Annotated in this window: 17 protein-coding genes, 1 tRNA gene and 1 other RNA gene; 11 read left to right on the top strand and 8 right to left on the bottom strand. The window is 56.6% G+C overall.

The window, feature by feature from the left end; translation table 11 throughout:
- Positions 1 to 171: 171 nt before the first annotated feature.
- The gene (locus V5A26_RS03730) at positions 172 to 1977 is read left to right on the top strand and encodes a TIGR04190 family B12-binding domain/radical SAM domain protein (RefSeq protein ID WP_332320899.1); all 1806 of its coding nucleotides are present in this window, start codon (positions 172 to 174) and stop codon (positions 1975 to 1977) included.
- Positions 1978 to 1992: 15 nt separating this feature from the next.
- On the opposite strand, the gene purE is transcribed toward V5A26_RS03730, so the two are convergent.
- The 3 genes from purE to V5A26_RS03715 are packed head-to-tail and all read right to left on the bottom strand — an operon-like array spanning position 1993 to position 5475.
- Complete coding sequence (gene purE, locus V5A26_RS03725) at positions 1993 to 2604, bottom strand: 5-(carboxyamino)imidazole ribonucleotide mutase (protein WP_332320900.1); 612 nt, start codon at positions 2602 to 2604, stop codon at positions 1993 to 1995.
- Positions 2605 to 2607: 3 nt separating this feature from the next.
- Positions 2608 to 3762: a 5-(carboxyamino)imidazole ribonucleotide synthase gene (locus V5A26_RS03720; protein ID WP_332320901.1), complete on the bottom strand. Its 1155-nt coding sequence runs from the start codon at positions 3760 to 3762 to the stop codon at positions 2608 to 2610.
- A gap of 57 nt (positions 3763 to 3819) precedes the next feature.
- Positions 3820 to 5475 (bottom strand): flippase activity-associated protein Agl23, encoded by a 1656-nt coding sequence (locus V5A26_RS03715; protein WP_332320902.1) that lies wholly within the window; start codon positions 5473 to 5475, stop codon positions 3820 to 3822.
- An 87-nt stretch (positions 5476 to 5562) separates the two neighbouring features.
- On the opposite strand from V5A26_RS03715, the gene V5A26_RS03710 reads away from it, so the two are divergent.
- From V5A26_RS03710 to V5A26_RS03690, 5 genes are all read left to right on the top strand, one after another.
- Positions 5563 to 5715, top strand: coding sequence for a DUF7557 family protein (locus tag V5A26_RS03710; RefSeq protein ID WP_332320903.1), 153 nt, complete (start codon positions 5563 to 5565; stop codon positions 5713 to 5715).
- Between the two features lie 64 nt (positions 5716 to 5779).
- Positions 5780 to 6181 (top strand): 6,7-dimethyl-8-ribityllumazine synthase, encoded by a 402-nt coding sequence (gene ribH, locus V5A26_RS03705; RefSeq protein WP_332320904.1) that lies wholly within the window; start codon positions 5780 to 5782, stop codon positions 6179 to 6181.
- Positions 6178 to 7323, top strand: coding sequence for a pyridoxal phosphate-dependent aminotransferase (locus tag V5A26_RS03700; RefSeq protein ID WP_332320906.1), 1146 nt, complete (start codon positions 6178 to 6180; stop codon positions 7321 to 7323). Before ribH ends, V5A26_RS03700 begins: the two co-directional genes overlap by 4 nt.
- A 146-nt stretch (positions 7324 to 7469) precedes the next feature.
- On the top strand, positions 7470 to 8225 hold the full coding sequence (locus V5A26_RS03695) for a DUF2797 domain-containing protein (protein WP_332320907.1): 756 nt from the start codon (positions 7470 to 7472) through the stop codon (positions 8223 to 8225).
- A 49-nt stretch (positions 8226 to 8274) separates the two neighbouring features.
- Positions 8275 to 8619: a hypothetical protein gene (locus V5A26_RS03690; protein ID WP_332320908.1), complete on the top strand. Its 345-nt coding sequence runs from the start codon at positions 8275 to 8277 to the stop codon at positions 8617 to 8619.
- Between the two features lie 8 nt (positions 8620 to 8627).
- Here V5A26_RS03690 and V5A26_RS03685 read toward each other — a convergent pair whose 3' ends face one another.
- From V5A26_RS03685 to V5A26_RS03675, 3 genes are all read right to left on the bottom strand, one after another.
- Positions 8628 to 9194, bottom strand: a complete 567-nt coding sequence (locus V5A26_RS03685) for a hypothetical protein (RefSeq protein ID WP_332322225.1) — start codon at positions 9192 to 9194, stop codon at positions 8628 to 8630.
- Between the two features lie 66 nt (positions 9195 to 9260).
- Positions 9261 to 10367, bottom strand: coding sequence for a glycosyltransferase (locus tag V5A26_RS03680; protein WP_332320910.1), 1107 nt, complete (start codon positions 10365 to 10367; stop codon positions 9261 to 9263).
- Between the two features lie 36 nt (positions 10368 to 10403).
- Positions 10404 to 11402, bottom strand: a complete 999-nt coding sequence (locus tag V5A26_RS03675; RefSeq protein WP_332320911.1) for a glycosyltransferase family 4 protein — start codon at positions 11400 to 11402, stop codon at positions 10404 to 10406.
- A gap of 123 nt (positions 11403 to 11525) precedes the next feature.
- On the opposite strand from V5A26_RS03675, the gene V5A26_RS03670 reads away from it, so the two are divergent.
- The 3 genes from V5A26_RS03670 to V5A26_RS03660 are packed head-to-tail and all read left to right on the top strand — an operon-like array spanning position 11526 to position 12976.
- Positions 11526 to 11825: a ribonuclease P protein component 4 gene (locus V5A26_RS03670; RefSeq protein ID WP_332322224.1), complete on the top strand. Its 300-nt coding sequence runs from the start codon at positions 11526 to 11528 to the stop codon at positions 11823 to 11825.
- 27 nt (positions 11826 to 11852) lie between these two features.
- Positions 11853 to 12098 carry a YhbY family RNA-binding protein gene (locus V5A26_RS03665; protein WP_332322006.1) on the top strand — a complete coding sequence of 82 codons (246 nt, stop codon included), beginning with the start codon at positions 11853 to 11855 and terminating at the stop codon, positions 12096 to 12098.
- The gene (locus tag V5A26_RS03660) at positions 12095 to 12976 is read left to right on the top strand and encodes a mechanosensitive ion channel family protein (protein WP_332322007.1); all 882 of its coding nucleotides are present in this window, start codon (positions 12095 to 12097) and stop codon (positions 12974 to 12976) included. The genes V5A26_RS03665 and V5A26_RS03660 overlap by 4 nt, the downstream gene beginning before the upstream one ends.
- Positions 12977 to 13011: 35 nt before the next feature.
- Here the strand turns inward: V5A26_RS03660 and ffs are convergent.
- An RNA gene (gene ffs / locus V5A26_RS03655) (signal recognition particle sRNA) lies at positions 13012 to 13325 on the bottom strand.
- 91 nt (positions 13326 to 13416) lie between these two features.
- On the opposite strand from ffs, the gene V5A26_RS03650 reads away from it, so the two are divergent.
- The gene (locus V5A26_RS03650; protein ID WP_332322008.1) at positions 13417 to 13695 is read left to right on the top strand and encodes a DUF5798 family protein; all 279 of its coding nucleotides are present in this window, start codon (positions 13417 to 13419) and stop codon (positions 13693 to 13695) included.
- 3 nt (positions 13696 to 13698) lie between these two features.
- On the opposite strand, the gene V5A26_RS03645 is transcribed toward V5A26_RS03650, so the two are convergent.
- The gene (locus tag V5A26_RS03645; RefSeq protein WP_332322009.1) at positions 13699 to 14538 is read right to left on the bottom strand and encodes a geranylgeranylglycerol-phosphate geranylgeranyltransferase; all 840 of its coding nucleotides are present in this window, start codon (positions 14536 to 14538) and stop codon (positions 13699 to 13701) included.
- Between the two features lie 142 nt (positions 14539 to 14680).
- Between V5A26_RS03645 and V5A26_RS03640 the strand changes: the two genes are divergently transcribed.
- Positions 14681 to 14755 (top strand) — tRNA-Arg (locus V5A26_RS03640).
- Positions 14756 to 14908 lie beyond the last annotated feature (153 nt).

Below are 14908 nucleotides of genomic sequence, written 5' to 3'. Positions count from 1 at the left end.
ACAGCCACGGAATTCGATTGGTGAATTAACTGAGGGGTTCGCGTATCTCGCTACTTGTTAGCACTCCTCAAATAAATATAATCACCGGTATTCACCGATTAAACCACATAATCGGCTTGTAAGAAAAACCACCAAAACCTTTGTACTTGAGCCGATAGATGTCGTATGGGAATGAAGACGCTCGGTCTCGACGGGGTGGCGGATTTCTTTAGTTCGGATCCGGACGTGACCTTCTTCCATCCACCCAGTATTTACGATTTCCGTGAGCGAACCGAAGTCATCGGGCCGATCAGTGACGTCATTCCGTCGTCGCCGGTGTTCGAGATGTATCCGATCGGGTTGACGAGCATCGCCGACACGCTCGAACGAAACGGGTACAACGCCCAAATCGTCAACCTCGCCCACGAGATGCTCGTGGACCAGGAGTTCGACGCCGAGATGGAGATCGCCCAGTCCGAGGCCCGGATCTTTGGGGTGGACCTTCACTGGTTGCCACACGCCCATGGTGCGATCGAGATCGCCCGACTAATCAAAAAACATCACCCCAACGCGCCGGTGATGTTCGGCGGCCTGAGTTCGACGTACTTCCACGAAGACCTGATCGAGTATCCGTCAGTCGACTACGTCGTCCGCGGCGATTCGACCGAAAAGCCGGTCGCAGACCTCGTCGATGCGATCGAAGGGAATGGAGACCTCGCGGATGTGCCGAATCTGACCTACCAAGCGGACGGAGAAACTGTAGTTAATCCGCTCACCTATCTCCCGGAGGCTCTCGACGAGTCTTCGATCCCGTCGTATACCTATGCAGTCAAATCCGTGTTCAAATACGGGAGTATCCGAAAAGTGCTACCCCACCGTGGCTGGCTGGACAAGCCGATCACGATGTTACTCACGTCCAGAGGCTGTCGGCACGCGTGTTCCTTCTGTGGCGGAGCCGATTCTTATGGTGACGTCCACGGCCGCACCGGACCTGCCTTTCGGTCCCCGGAAAAACTCATCGAGGACATTCGAACGATTCACTCTTTTTCCGAGGGCCCCATTTTCGTGGTTCACGATCTGCGAATGGGTGGGTGGGATTACGCGACCGAGTTTTTCGACCGCCTCGCCGAAGAGTCTATACCGAACGAATTCATTTTCGAACTGTTCGGCCCCGCGAGCGAGGATTACTTCCAGATGATCGACGAGGCCGTGCCGAAATACAGCCTCGAATTGAGTCCTGAGTCCCACGTCGAGGAGGTTCGAAAAGAGATGGGGAAATTCGCCGTCTCGAACGAAGCTATCGAGAACACGATGCAAGCAGCCCTCGACAATGGCTGTCAAAACATCGATCTGTTCTACATGGTCGGGCTCCCGGAGCAGACCTACGAGGATGCTGTGGGCTGTGTGGAGTACGCCGAACACCTCCTCGAAGACATTGACGACGAACGTATTCTTCCGTTCGTAGCGCCATACGCTCCGTTCCTCGACCCGGGCAGTCCTGCCTTCGAAAACGCTGAGCAGTACGGATTTTCGGTTCATGCCGATTCTCTCGAGGACTACCGCCAGTTACTCTTAGAACCGAGCTGGAAGCGAATGTTGAGTTACGAGACCGACCATCTCAGTCGCGATGACATCGCTGACGCCACCTACGAAGCAGCCCGGGGCATGAGCAAGTTGAAATACGAACATGGGCTCCTGGAAGAAGAGACCTACCAGACGATGGTCGACCGGATCGACACGTCCGAAGAACTGGTCTCCCGCGTCGATGAGGTCTATGAAAACACGCCGGATGACCATCGGGATGCGGCACTTGAATCCCTTTTCGAGGAGTACAGTGAGTTCGAGGACTTCGGAGAAAACAGCATCGCAGGCGCGGATGAACTCTGGTGGCCAAGCGAGGGATTCCGAAACGGGATTGCCCTGGCACGACTCGGGGCAAAACTTCTCGCCAAGGATCTCAAACAGCGGTACACCACGGGTCGGTCACCGCTGAAATAGCTGTCTGCACCTGGATCAATTAGCGTCTCGAAATTGTTGTGTGCCTGACTCGTGGAGTGCCTGTGAAACATCAGCAACGCCATCGGATTGTTCTTCGTGGAGTTCGACGAGTCGGTCCCGAAGTGTGTTATCCGACCGCGCAAGTATTTGAGCCGCAGAAAGCGCCGCGTTGTACGATTTCCCGGCATCGACAGCCGTAATTGGGGCTCCGGTTGGCATTCCGAGTACCGAATCGACCGACTTCTCCTGAACAGGAATCCCAATCACCGGAACTGGATACGCAATTGAGGCCGTCATGTTCGGTAAGTCTGCGGATTTGCCCCCCGCGCCGGCCAAAATAACATCCAACCCTCGCTCACGAGCCGTCTCCCCGTAGGCGTACATGAGATCAGGGGTCCGGTGGGCCGACACGACCCAGGATTCGTAAGTAAACTCGGCTGCTGGTGGATCGTCATAATCGGTCACTTCCTCGAATCCGAGATCCTCAAGTGCCGCAGAAGCGCCAGCCATGACATCGAGGTCAGAGTCACTGCCCATGATGATCCCGACATCGGGCTGGTCCGTTGCCGGTCGATCCCGGGTTGCTTCCGATTCGAATAGTGCTCGGAGTTCAGCGATATCCGTCATACCTCAGTCATCCCCGCCCGCGAACCTGAGTGTTTCCCTGGCTCTCACTGCCAGTTTTCGATTCGAACTGAGATCGGGGCCCGTAACAGTCACATGGCCGAGTTTCCGCAACGGTCGAACCTCCCGTTTACCGTACCAATGGAAATTAACACCGTCCATCGAAAGAAGCGATTCAACCCCGGAAAGTGCCACTGAACGTGACTGGGTGCCGTCCCCGAGTACGTTAGCCATAGCAGTTGGTTCTCGTAGTCTGGTCGAGCCCAGGGGGAGCCCGAGAACGGCTCTGACATGTTGTTCGAACTGCGAGGTGACACTGCCCTCGATCGTGTAATGGCCCGAGTTGTGCGGTCGCGGGGCTATTTCATTCACGAGGATCTCGCCGGATCCGGTCTCGAACAGTTCGACCCCGAAGACACCACGACCATCGAGCACTTCGAGGACCTCCTGTGCGACCCCCTCTGCTCGATCCCGGCGAGACGCTGCGGTCCGAGCCGGAACCAACGTTTCCCGGAGGATTTCTTCCTCGTGAACGTTTTCACCGACAGGATAGGTTCGTCGTTCGTGGGCTCCCTGCGCGCCAATAACGCTCAATTCTCGCTCGAAATCGACCAGTTCCTCAGCGAGGAACCCAGAAAGTGAGCCAAAGGCCGCCTCCGCCGCCGAGACGCTCTCCACGACTGCATTCCCACGACCGTCATAGCCTCCAGTTCGAGCTTTGAGCATGAGCGGGGACCCAAGTTTATCGAAGGCTGAGCGGAGGTCGGCCGCAGAATCGACGGCCTCGTACGGTGGAACCGGGATTCCGGCAGCGTCAAGTGTTCGTTTCTCTTTGAATTTGTCTCGTGTCATCCGCAGGTCGTCCGGTGTTGGATGAATCGGTGTCCCAGTGGCCTCCCCGACAGCTGTAAGCGCATCCGGATCCGCCAGTTCGATTTCAAGAGTGAGGATGTCAACCCTTTCGGCGAGGGATCGAACAGCCGATTGATCGTCGAAGTCAGCAACGATCTGATCCGCGGCTGGGGGTGCCGCCGGACAATCGGGTGTGGGATCGAGAACGATTGTTTCCACACCGAGTGGACTCGCGGCTTCGCCGACCATCCGTCCGAGTTGCCCACCGCCCACGATTCCAAGGGTAACGTCAGGGGGAGTGACCGACATTTGAGCGAGGGTTATCGACGGACATGAATAAACGTTACCGAGGATGGGGCCACATAATCACGTTTGTGTATTATTCAGCGCCGTTTTATCGAGGAAAACGATAGTCTCAGTTCCCGACGAGGTTATCTCATAGGTCCGCGCTTCGTAGCCCTCCAGCTGAGCGTTCAGTTCGCTGTAGTGTTCGACTCGAGATATCACGACCGGTGGCTCATCGGTAATTCCGTCTGGGGTCGTGGCACTATCAGTGGTCGCGTCACTGCGCTCGAAATACCAGGCCAGTGGTAATCGGTTAAGCCAATTCGAATTCGCTGGATATTGGTCAGCGACTGACTCGTCGGGGACGGCAAAGTGGTCTCCGTAGAAAAGGATATCTGTGCCCCCGTTGTCCTGAGCGAGCGCTTCGATGTCAGCAATTGTCCCCTGAAGGTGGCCTGCCGGTTGGCCGTACTGCACCAGGGAGTTGTCTCCGGATTGAGGTGATAGGAACGAAGTTTGGGCCCCCACAAAACCCATTTGCCCCACAACCGCAAGCAGCAGGAGTACAGTGATGGCAGTTCCAACACGGTCCTCGGTCTCCCATGCCGTAAATCCGTGCTCCAGCACGATTCGTAATCCCACAGCCGCCGGAATCGTGAGTGGGACGATTGCATGAACAAGTGACCAGGGCGCAGAAATGTCGGTGATTGCCGGATACAGCAGGAACACTGTCGCCCCCCAGTAAAAGCTGAAGGAAACCAGATCCCGTGGCTCCTCGCCAGTATATCGGTCATACAGAAATCCGAGCAAAGCAAACCCGACGAGTAGAAGGCTGGCCGCAGCCGTCGTTTCGAGCGCGTCGGTCAGATACGCAATATAACTGTGTTCGTGTCCGCCCTGGATCCAGAGGTCCACGAGTTTCTCCGCACTTGAGATGGTAGCAGCTTCGAGAACCCCAGGGATCTTCGTCGGATCATCAAATGCCTGATACAGATCTGGTCTGGGCGCATAAAGCAACACGATAACGACGAGAAACTCGATCCCACCGAACCCGAGTGCGCGGCGGTGTTTCTTGAGGGCGCGGTAGATCCGTAATCCAACTGCCTGTGCGGTTTGCCACCAAGATGACCCCCGTTCGCGCGCGACGAAAAGCCGGTGGTCCAAGAGTAACAGAAGGGCTCCACCCCAGATGCCCAGATAAACAAGGGCAATTTCTTTCGTTCCAAAGGCCAACCCGAGAGCGAGAACTCCCGCGTAGAGATATCGATACCGCTTGGTTTCGAGCAAGCGAACAGCAAATCCCACAACCAGGAGGGAAAATCCTGCGACGAGCACGTCGTTTCGCATGAACCGCGAGTAGTAGAGCATTACAGGATTCAGGGCCAGAAACAGACCAACTACGAGAACCTCGACGTCACGGAGTTTCGACCGGAACAGCCACGCTGAAAGCGGAAGCAGCCCCCCTACCGTCGCAACTATTGCCCGCGCAATCGTGTCAGACTTTCCAACGAACCCGAAGAGGATTTCGTTGACATGAAAGAGCAACGGTCCATGAACGATCGCCCGATATTCCCAGACGCCAGTTTCGAGATATCGCAGTGTCCAGTAACCCACTCTCGCCTCGTCCCAATGAAAGACCCGCCAACCCAGAGAGACATATCGAAGGAAAAGGGCGAAAACCGTGATCGCAACAAGTGCGACGAGCACGTGTCGGCGATAGAATCGGCGGGGAGCCATGAGCGGGCTTTCACTTTGCCGAATAAAAAATGAATGGGTCTCACTTTATAGCCGAAGCAACTACAGTGGTTCGGTATGTACTAGCATATGATGCGAACCACCATCGAGGTCGACTCCGACCTCTATGAACGGCTCAACGGTCATCTCGAGGAGGGTGAAACCGTCGAAGAGTTCATCGAGGAGTTGCTCTCCATGTACGAGACCGATGGGACGTTCATGGCGGAAGGGTACTCTGAATGAGGGATTCGGCGGGTACGGACCAGGGAACGGTACCGTTTTGAGCGCGGCGACCAACCGGTGGGCCATGGTGGTTCTTGGACTGGTCGTCGCCGAATTCAACCGACATATTACCGAACAGATGGAATCAGCGGCGAGAGATACCGCCGACGACGCTGGCGTCGAGATCCGTGAAACGATCAATGTCCCGGGTGCCTACGACGCACCGCTAGCCGCAGACCGTCTTGCCCGCCGAACGGAAATCGATGCAGTCGCCGTGTTGGGGACGATTATTACGGGGGACACGGACCACGATCAGGTCATCGCAAACGCTTGCGCACAGGGCCTTACTGACGTCAGTCTCGAACGGGACACACCGGTCGCGTTTGGCGTGACCGGACCCGGCATGACCGCCGAGGAAGCTCACGAGCGAACGGATAAAGGAGCGGAAACATTACAAAGTGCAATTGCACTCACAGAGGAGCTATGAATTACACAGACCGCGTGACGCGAGTCGAACCCAGCGCTACCCTGGCCGTGAGTTCATTGGCGTCTCGTTTGGAAGCTGACGGGGTCGACGTGGTCGACCTCTCTGTCGGGGAACCGGATTTCGACACCCCCGACCACATCAAAGAAGCTGGACGAGACGCAATTACCCGAGGTGAAACGAGCTATGCACCGTCGACAGGAATCCCCTCACTCAGAGCTGCGATCGCCGAAGATCTACAAACCGACGGCCTTGCATACGAATCGGAGAACGTCATGGTCACCCCAGGGGCAAAACAAGCGCTTTTTGAGGTCGTCCACACGGTCGTCGAAGACGGTGACGAAGTCGTCCTTCTCGACCCGTCGTGGGTCTCCTATGCGGCCATGGCCAAAATCGCAGGTGCGGAGCTTACTCGCGTCGACCTGAGTGAAACCGATTTCCAACTCGAACCGGTGCTCGATGAACTTGGCGGAGCACTTTCCAAAGACACTGAACTCCTCATCGTCAACTCGCCAAACAACCCCAGTGGAGCGGTCTATTCGAAGGCGGCACTCGAAGGGGTTCGAGACCTCGCCGTCGAATACGACATCACAGTCATTTCGGATGAGATATACCGGGATATTCGGTATTCAGGGGACCATATCAGTCTCGGCTCACTTCCTGGAATGGCGGAACGGACGGTCACGGTAAACGGGTTTTCGAAAGCGAATGCCATGACTGGGTGGCGGCTCGGGTACTTTGCTGGGCCAACCGGATTAATCGAACAGGCTGGAAAAATCCAATCACATTCGGTCTCATCGGCTGCGACGTTCGTCCAACATGCCGGACTCGCGGCCCTCGATGGGCCAACAGCACCCACACAGAGGATGGTCGAGGCTTTCGAAGAACGACGTGATCTGTTGCTCGACGGGTTTGAGGCCCACGGGATCGATATTCCAACACCGAACGGGGCGTTCTACATGATGCTCCCAGTCGCAGCAGACGACGAAACGTGGTGTACGAACGCGCTCGAAGAAGCCCACGTGGCGACAGTTCCTGGAAGCGCGTTTGGGGCCCCGGGCTATGCTCGGCTCTCCTATGCAGCCGACAGCGAGCGACTTCGAGACGCCGTGAATCGGCTTGGTGACGCTGGCTTTTTGGACTGAGTACTCCGAAAAGTTTTCCGCTTGAGAATACGCCATTTGGGTTATATGTATCGCTGCCAATATCGTATCTCTCCGACACAAAATACGGCTGTCTCCGGTGAAAGTCAAACAGTACCGATTTATCCCGTCACCGTTGAACAAACTGTGTGCAGATAGTGGGGTACGAACCGGGATCACCGGACGAACCAGCAACCATCCTCGTGGCCAGAAACGGGGCCGTCGAAATGCAGTCATTGAATCCCGGAACGGAGCTCGAATACGGCATCGACGGTCGGCACTGTGCCGGGACAGTTGAAAAGGGGCGCCACGACTCTTGTAATAGGGATACAGCCCCCTATTGTGATGTCCACTCGTCAGTGTGGCCGTGTGCGAGATGTCGAGGAGACTGTGCGATGCCACTCGAAACCTGTTACGAAGAACATGCGATCTACCTCGCCGCCTTCGAACCGGCCACGTTCAAAGTGGGAGTTACCCGGTCCTGGCGACTCGAAACGCGTCTCACTGAGCAAGGGGCACGACTAGCCGCACACATTCGAACCGTCGAGAACGGCCGAACGGCCCGACAAATCGAGGCCCAGATTGCGAATGACATTCCGGATCGAGTCGACGTCAAAACGAAAATCGATGGCCTCGATTCCGTTCTGGACACCGATCGCTGGGAGGCACTACTGGACCCATATGACGTTATCGAGACCTATGCCTTCGAGTATGGGCTTTCCCTCGATCAGCAACCGATCCAAACGACGAGTGCAAGCGGGACGGTCCTCGGGAGTCGAGGGCGAGTGCTGCTTCTGGAAAAGGGGGAAACACCTTACGCGATTGACCTGCAGTCACTGGTCGGATACGAGATCCTCGAAGGTGAATCGGAGTCCGAACGTCAAACCAGCCTGGGCGGATTCTAGACGGTTCGGGAGCGGATAGTTTTTCAGTCGGCCTGTCGAACTCGGGAACATGGCAGACGAAGAACCCAGTGACAAAGGTGACGAGGAGCAATCGTTCCGCGACCGAGTCGAAGAGATCCGAGAGGAGCGAGCCGAAGAAGGCGAGTCAGGCGAAGACCGTCGCGAACGGATGGAAGAAATGATGGGTGGGGGCGGTGGCGGCGGAATGGGAGGCGGAAACCCCTTCGCTCAGATGATGGGTGGCATGATGGGTGGCGGTGGCGGAATGGGGGGCGGACCAAGCGAAGGCGGTGACAACGTTCGAGTAGCCCGCGAACTCGAAGCACTGCGCGACGAAGTCTCAGCCGCGACCGACCAACTTGAACGAATCGCCGACGCCCTCGAAGACGAGTAATCTGTAGATCACCAGTAGAAGAGGTTCTCCGGATCCGTTGGTTTTCCGAGCACGGACAGAATTCTCGCGTCAAACAGGTCACGGCTGTTTGCCGACAGAACTGTGAGGACAGTATCGGCTCCGGAACCAGTCCCCGCAACTGCTAGTACTCGTTCCTCGGCCGGTGCAAGCCCTGCATCGCAGGCCATCAGCACGATTTCGAGCGCAACTTTCGTCCCCTGACCGAACAGTCGAAGTAGGTCAGCAACGAGTTCATGGTTGGAGAAACCGTCCTTTTCTTGAATCGCGCTCCCGACGTTACTGAAGACCATCGGGCCGATGAATACCTCACCGCCGGCCGCTTCGATCGATTCGCGATACTGGGCCTCGAATTCCTGCTCATTCGGTTCGCGATAGCCTGTCGAATGGCCGACGACAATCAGGTCTTGGGCCGCCGTTTCGAAGACTGAGGCCGCCTTCGCTCCAGTATCGCCTGTAGTAGATGCGACCACGACGGTCTCGATATCACTCTCGTTGGCGTATTCGTGGGCCCGTTCCAACACTGACTCAGTCGAGAGATCGTCCGTTGCAAACATTCTACGATGCAGTACGTCCGGGGACGAGGTAACTTTTGTCTCCGGACTATTTCGTCCGGATTGTCTTCATTCCCCAAGAAGGCTCTCGTAGGTGGTTTCAAGTTCGTCGATCGCCTCCTCAAGGCTGATTTCCGATCGCGCGTCGAGACAACCGTCGGAGAGGGATTTCTGATCAGTGATCGCCTGCTCCAGTTTTGCTCGGAAATCCAGGATGTCGCCCTGCTCGTAGTGAAGCCCCGTCCGACCGTGTTCGATGGTCTCAGCGAGTGCTCCGGCATTGACACCCACCACAGGAGTGCCACTGCCGATCGCTTCGAGGGCGACAATTCCCTGGGTTTCGACTGGACTCGGGAAGGCAAAGACGTCGAGGGCGTTGTAAAACGCTGGCAGTTCCTCGCGATCGAGAAATCCCAGGAATCTGGCGTCGACTTCGTGGGTTTCAGCAACGGACTTAAGCGAATCCGTCGCCGGTCCTTCACCTCCGAAAACAACTGTGACATCGAGTTGGGCGGCAGCGTCGAGAATTGACTCGAGATTCTTCTCGTGACCATGACGACCCGTATACCCGATCAGCGGCTCCTCCGTCAATAAGTCGTATTTCCGTTCGAACGAACTGCTGTCTCGGGGCGCAAAGCGGGTCGTGTCGACCCCGTTCGAAAGAGCCGTGACCGGAACCACCTGCCGTAATCGGTCCCGGAGCGACCTGGCAGTTTGTTCACTCGGGGCGAGGACCATATCCGCCCGTTCGAGAAACCATCGCTCGTATCGTTTGCTAACGGCAGCGACCGGGCCCGAAAGCGGCCCAGGCGCGATATACGAGGCATACTCTCCCGTCGGCGTGTGAAACGAAACGACAAAGGGTACGTCCGTAGCCCGGGCAAGTCGGTACCCGGCAAACCCAACCGAAAACGGAGAATGAGCGTGGACGAGGTCAACGTCCTGAGCCGCGTCAGGAATGCGTGGAATGCCAAGTCGGTATCCTTCATAGAAGGGAAAGGGTAAACTCCTCACGGGGTGTTCCCCGTTTTCGGGCTCATAGTCGGACTTCGGATACACGACATCCATTCGCCCACCTCGCTCCGCATAGCGGTCCCGCCAGGCCGAAATTGTGTACGTGACTCCATTCACGGTCGGCAAGTATGTGTCCGTGAATGCGGCGACCGCTGGAGGCATTGTGCCGATATTAGAGAGCAGTCATTAAGAGCCTGCTCACTCGTCGCCGAGGTGTTCGTACAACTCGACAAGCTCCGATTGGACGGCATCCAGTGTGAACTCTTCACTGTGAGCTTCCGCATTCGTCGCGATCCGTGCTCTCTCTTCGTCGTTCACCAACGTCACGATGGGTGAAACGAACTCCGTGTCGGCCTTGAGACAATCCGTTCCGTCATCGAGCCATTCAAAGGTCGGAATATCTCGGACCACCGGTGCGGCACCAGCGGCCATGGCTTCGAGGAGCGCCATCCCCTCGTTTTCGTTGTGGGTGGGGAAGAAGAATATGTCCCCCGCAGCGTAGGCCCCACGGATATCCTCGATATACCCGGTGAAGGTGACGTTTTCGGGTGCGGATTCCACTAGCCGTTGGGTTTTGCGACTGCGAAGCACTCGATCGAGGGTTCCGCCAGTGGGATTCAAAAATCCGAACCAGACGAAGTCCAGTTCGGGGAGTGCAGCAGCCGTTTTGATGAACGTTTCCAGACCCTTTCGCGGAATGACGTGCCCAACGTTGAACACGACCGGAGGCGAGAGATCGTATCGGTCGAGGTAGGTATCTCGAAGTGTCTCGTATCCCTCGATTTTCTCGGGATCGTAGCCGTTTGAGATCACCGTCGTCGGTGTCTTCGTATACTCCGCTATTGTCCGTTCGTTATACTCCGAAGGGCAGATAAGGTGATCACCAAGTTTGTACGCATATTCGAGATAGGGACGGAGCGGTTTGGCAAGCTGATCCGAGAACGCAAAGCTTCCTTTGAAGTCTTCGGCAGTCTGGTGGGTATGGATGACCACTGGGGTTCCAGCGGAGCGCGCTCGCTTGGCTGCGAAAACCGATCGGGGGGCCATATTATTGAGATGGAGCAAATCGGCGTCCAGGTCGGGGTCGGTCGTGTACTCGATACCGGCCCGCTGGAGCATTTTCCGCTGGTTCAAAACCGATTGCTTGTGGCCGCCCGTAATATAGGACTCCCATTCGAAGTAATGGCTTACATACATCGCTCCTAATCGAGACCCTGCATACTCCTGTCCAGGCGAGGCCCCATTAAATATCTACCACACATCGGCCGCTGCCAACCTCATAGCCGACACGTTATTGAGGAACCCGACGAAGTTCCGTATATGACCATCCCGGCAGAGCGTATCGAACGGCTGGCGGGTTTGGCCCGTGCGGCCGCCAAAGCCGGGCAAATGGAGCGAGCGCGACGCTACGTGCGATTAGCCCACCGAATCGCGGAACGGAATCGTCTCGAAATTCCCACACATTTTGACCGTTTCACTTGTGGGTCGTGTGACAGCTATCTCATTCCCGGCCGAAACGCACAGGTACGAACCCAATCCGGTCATGTCGTGGTCACCTGTGCATGTGGAGCCCATGCACGATACCCGTATCAACCTGAACGGCCCGAGAGCAAAGTTTGACGTGGCTACCTCCTGTTATACCTTCCTATGAACGATGAACTCCGGGCCCAAGCCCAAAAGATCGACGTGACCGTCTGGGTTGGCAAGGCCGGAATCGAATCGGTTCGTGACGAACTTGACGACCAATTAGCTAACAGAGAATTGGTCAAAGTGAAATTCCTCCGGTCGGCTCGTGGCGGGACCGACACGGCCGAACTCGCAGCCGACCTCGCAGACATGGTCGATGCGGAACTTGTCGAAACCCGTGGTAATACAGGGGTCTACTATCGATGATAGGGCCAGCACAACTCTCCGGCGGACCGATTGGGGATTTGTTGGCTAGCGTTGGCATCCCATTTGCAGCATTTCTCGGTTCGGTGATTGCCTTCCTCGTCGTTTTCGTGATCGTTTATTATGGCGGCAAGGCGGTCCTGAATCCGATACTTACCCGAGAGATGGGCCGGCGGGGACTCGACAAACATGCAAAACAACCAATCCGGAAACTGACCGCTGCTGTGATCCTGTTCGTCGCAATAGCCGCTGCATTCGGGGCGGCCGGGTTTACCAGCTTTCTCCAGTCTTTGGCGACGATTGCCGCCGCCGGAACCCTGGCTATCGGATTTGCGCTCCAGGACGTCATCAAAAATTTCGTCGCGGGAATCTTCATCTACACGGATGGACCATTCCGCATTGGCGACTGGATCGAATGGGACGATCAATCAGGTGTCGTCGAAGACATCTCGCTCCGGGTGACCCGGGTCCGAACGTTCGACAACGAATTGTTGACCGTCCCGAATTCGAACCTGACGGATGGTGTCATCAAGAATCCAGTCGAGGGTGACATGCTCCGCCGGACCTTCGTCTTCGGAATCGGATACGACGACGACATCGAAGAGGCTACCGACATTATCATTGACAAAGCCACGGCCCATGATGGGGTCATGGACGAACCGGGCCCCTCTGTGCGGGTCACGAGCTTGGACGATTCATCCGTGGGCTTACAGGCCCGAATCTGGATTGAAAACCCGTCGCGTGCGGACTTCGTCCGGATCAAATCCGATTTCGTCCAGGAAACCAAAGAAGCGTTGGAAGCGGCCGGTATCGACATCCCGTACCCCCAGCGAATGCTTCATGGGGATCTTTCTGTCGGCGAGCCAGCACTCGAGAACTGAGCACTGCCGCTCCCGGTTTGAAATATCGGAATGAATGGTGGACGGGCCCAGGTGGCCCGGCGTTCCGATCCGAATAGTCCCGGTTACCTCCTCCACCCCGTGACCCTTCGAGCGACGCCCGTTCGGCGGTCCGATGCTCACTTCCGTGCCTGACGGAGTGCCGCCGACGAATCGTGGAACCAACCCCCCTGCAGGGGTGGCCCACGAACCGGTGTCCCCGAAGGACGAGGCTTCGCAGTCGGCTTCCAGGGTCCGAACCGGTCTGTCCGGACGCCCTCGGCGTTCGGCCCCCACTAATGACCATGGTGCGGGCGAAGGGCGGGGCCAAACCGCCCGGCCTAGTCCAGTTTTTCATTCACCATATGCCGTTAAGGGCCTTTCGGGTCACTCCCAGCAGGGCATGCCGAAACGGCCAAAAGGACACTTACCCATATGCAGGTATGGGATTCGGAAGCACCGCAAAGAAACTCCAGCAGGTGGTCGACGTCGCCGACGAACTTTACGCCAAAATCAACGATCTCAAATCTGATCTGACCGAGATTCGGGACACGATTGACGAAACAAATTCACGGGTCGGGGAACTCGAGTCAGAAATGGAATCACAGCAAGAACTTCTTAAGGCAATTGCTGTGGCTGAAGACATCGATATTGAGGAACTCGGAACCGACGATGAGACAGACGGTACATCCGGAAAAGACGACCTGACCCACCCAGAGTAGCCGTTAGGTGAGAACGATGCTGAGTCGTCCGACGATGAACGCGACGGCTGCAAGAAACATGCCGTATTTGAGCCATTTGTGACCTGTGCCTGGGTCTGAGCGGCTTTTGAAAAGGGCCACCAGCATGAGGAAATCGGCAGGACCCACCACAGCGAGATATGGAAGACCGAACAATTCGGTGAGGTAGGGAATCGGGCTCGCCACCACGGCCCCAATGAGGGCGACCGACGCAACTCCAAATGCGGGGCCAGACCCAAATGCGATGGGTAGTGTTGTCAGCCCCTCAGACCGGTCACCAGCGATGTCTTCGATATCTTTGATCACCTCTCGGGCAAAGGTCGAAAGCGCTGCCAGCGCGAAGAGAACAGCCCCGTCCCACACCGCTCCGACTGCAGCTGCGCCGAAGAGAAACGTGCTCCCTCCTAAATAGGCTACTAATGCATTTCCAGCCCCTGGATGTCCCTTAAATAGGATCGTGTACGAGACAAGCCCCATGAAATTGAGAATGGCAATGAGTATTGCAACCGGTGGGAGCGTGATTGCCAACACGATGGCGCCGGCGAATAATCCAGCACTCCAGATGAGTGCCCCTTTCGGATGGACATCACCCCGAGGAATCGGGCGTTCGGGATCGTTGATTCGGTCGATATCCCGGTCGAAGTAGTCATTGATCGTATTCCCCGCCCCCGTTGCGAACACCGTTGAAAGGACCGCCGCTCCGAGATGCCATTGATTTGCGGTGACCCCAGCTGCGATAAACCCACCGATAAGCGTGAGAAGGGCCGCCGCGACGCTATTTACTGGTCGAAGGAGTTCGAGATAGCCACGGACAGCGCCACCCATAGATGCGGAGACCGTCGCCGCCGGTATAAGTGGGACGACTCGATAGTTGAATTAGGTGATCGGGGTCAATTTCGAGAGCCGGTTCGACTCGGTTCCTATGCATCGGGAGGTTTAACAGGCCCCTGAGCATATCTTGCGATGCGGGCGCTTAGCTCAGCTTGGACAGAGCACTTGGCTTCGGACCAAGGGGCCGCGGGTTCAAATCCTGCAGCGCCCATTTTTCGGCGTGATGGGCAACATTTGGCAGACAGCGGTATGGCGCTTATAAAAGAACCCCTCTTCGACCATGTTGATTTGATTACGCTGCGGAACGTGGGTCGCCGTTATGATGCGATTCGCTTGCATTTGAACGACAGCGGGAGCATAATAA

The organism is Halodesulfurarchaeum sp. (genome assembly GCF_036626455.1).
In the GTDB taxonomy this organism is placed as follows: domain Archaea; phylum Halobacteriota; class Halobacteria; order Halobacteriales; family Halobacteriaceae; genus Halodesulfurarchaeum.
This window is presented reverse-complemented; position numbering and strand designations above follow the sequence as displayed.

Coding starts and splice junctions, on each gene's coding strand:
- V5A26_RS03675 (WP_332320911.1), bottom strand. CDS start 11,402: ATGTATGTAAGCCATTACTTCGAATGGGAGTCCTATATTACGGGCGGC.
- purE (WP_332320900.1), bottom strand. CDS start 2,604: ATGACGGATATCGCTGAACTCCGAGCACTATTCGAATCGGAAGCAACC.
- V5A26_RS03660 (WP_332322007.1), top strand. CDS start 12,095: ATGATAGGGCCAGCACAACTCTCCGGCGGACCGATTGGGGATTTGTTG.
- V5A26_RS03730 (WP_332320899.1), top strand. CDS start 172: ATGAAGACGCTCGGTCTCGACGGGGTGGCGGATTTCTTTAGTTCGGAT.
- V5A26_RS03685 (WP_332322225.1), bottom strand. CDS start 9,194: ATGTTTGCAACGGACGATCTCTCGACTGAGTCAGTGTTGGAACGGGCC.
- V5A26_RS03650 (WP_332322008.1), top strand. CDS start 13,417: ATGGGATTCGGAAGCACCGCAAAGAAACTCCAGCAGGTGGTCGACGTC.
- V5A26_RS03665 (WP_332322006.1), top strand. CDS start 11,853: ATGAACGATGAACTCCGGGCCCAAGCCCAAAAGATCGACGTGACCGTC.
- V5A26_RS03680 (WP_332320910.1), bottom strand. CDS start 10,367: ATGCCTCCAGCGGTCGCCGCATTCACGGACACATACTTGCCGACCGTG.
- V5A26_RS03690 (WP_332320908.1), top strand. CDS start 8,275: ATGGCAGACGAAGAACCCAGTGACAAAGGTGACGAGGAGCAATCGTTC.
- V5A26_RS03710 (WP_332320903.1), top strand. CDS start 5,563: ATGATGCGAACCACCATCGAGGTCGACTCCGACCTCTATGAACGGCTC.
- V5A26_RS03720 (WP_332320901.1), bottom strand. CDS start 3,762: ATGTCGGTCACTCCCCCTGACGTTACCCTTGGAATCGTGGGCGGTGGG.
- V5A26_RS03645 (WP_332322009.1), bottom strand. CDS start 14,538: ATGGGTGGCGCTGTCCGTGGCTATCTCGAACTCCTTCGACCAGTAAAT.
- V5A26_RS03715 (WP_332320902.1), bottom strand. CDS start 5,475: ATGGCTCCCCGCCGATTCTATCGCCGACACGTGCTCGTCGCACTTGTT.
- ribH (WP_332320904.1), top strand. CDS start 5,780: ATGGTGGTTCTTGGACTGGTCGTCGCCGAATTCAACCGACATATTACC.
- V5A26_RS03700 (WP_332320906.1), top strand. CDS start 6,178: ATGAATTACACAGACCGCGTGACGCGAGTCGAACCCAGCGCTACCCTG.
- V5A26_RS03670 (WP_332322224.1), top strand. CDS start 11,526: ATGACCATCCCGGCAGAGCGTATCGAACGGCTGGCGGGTTTGGCCCGT.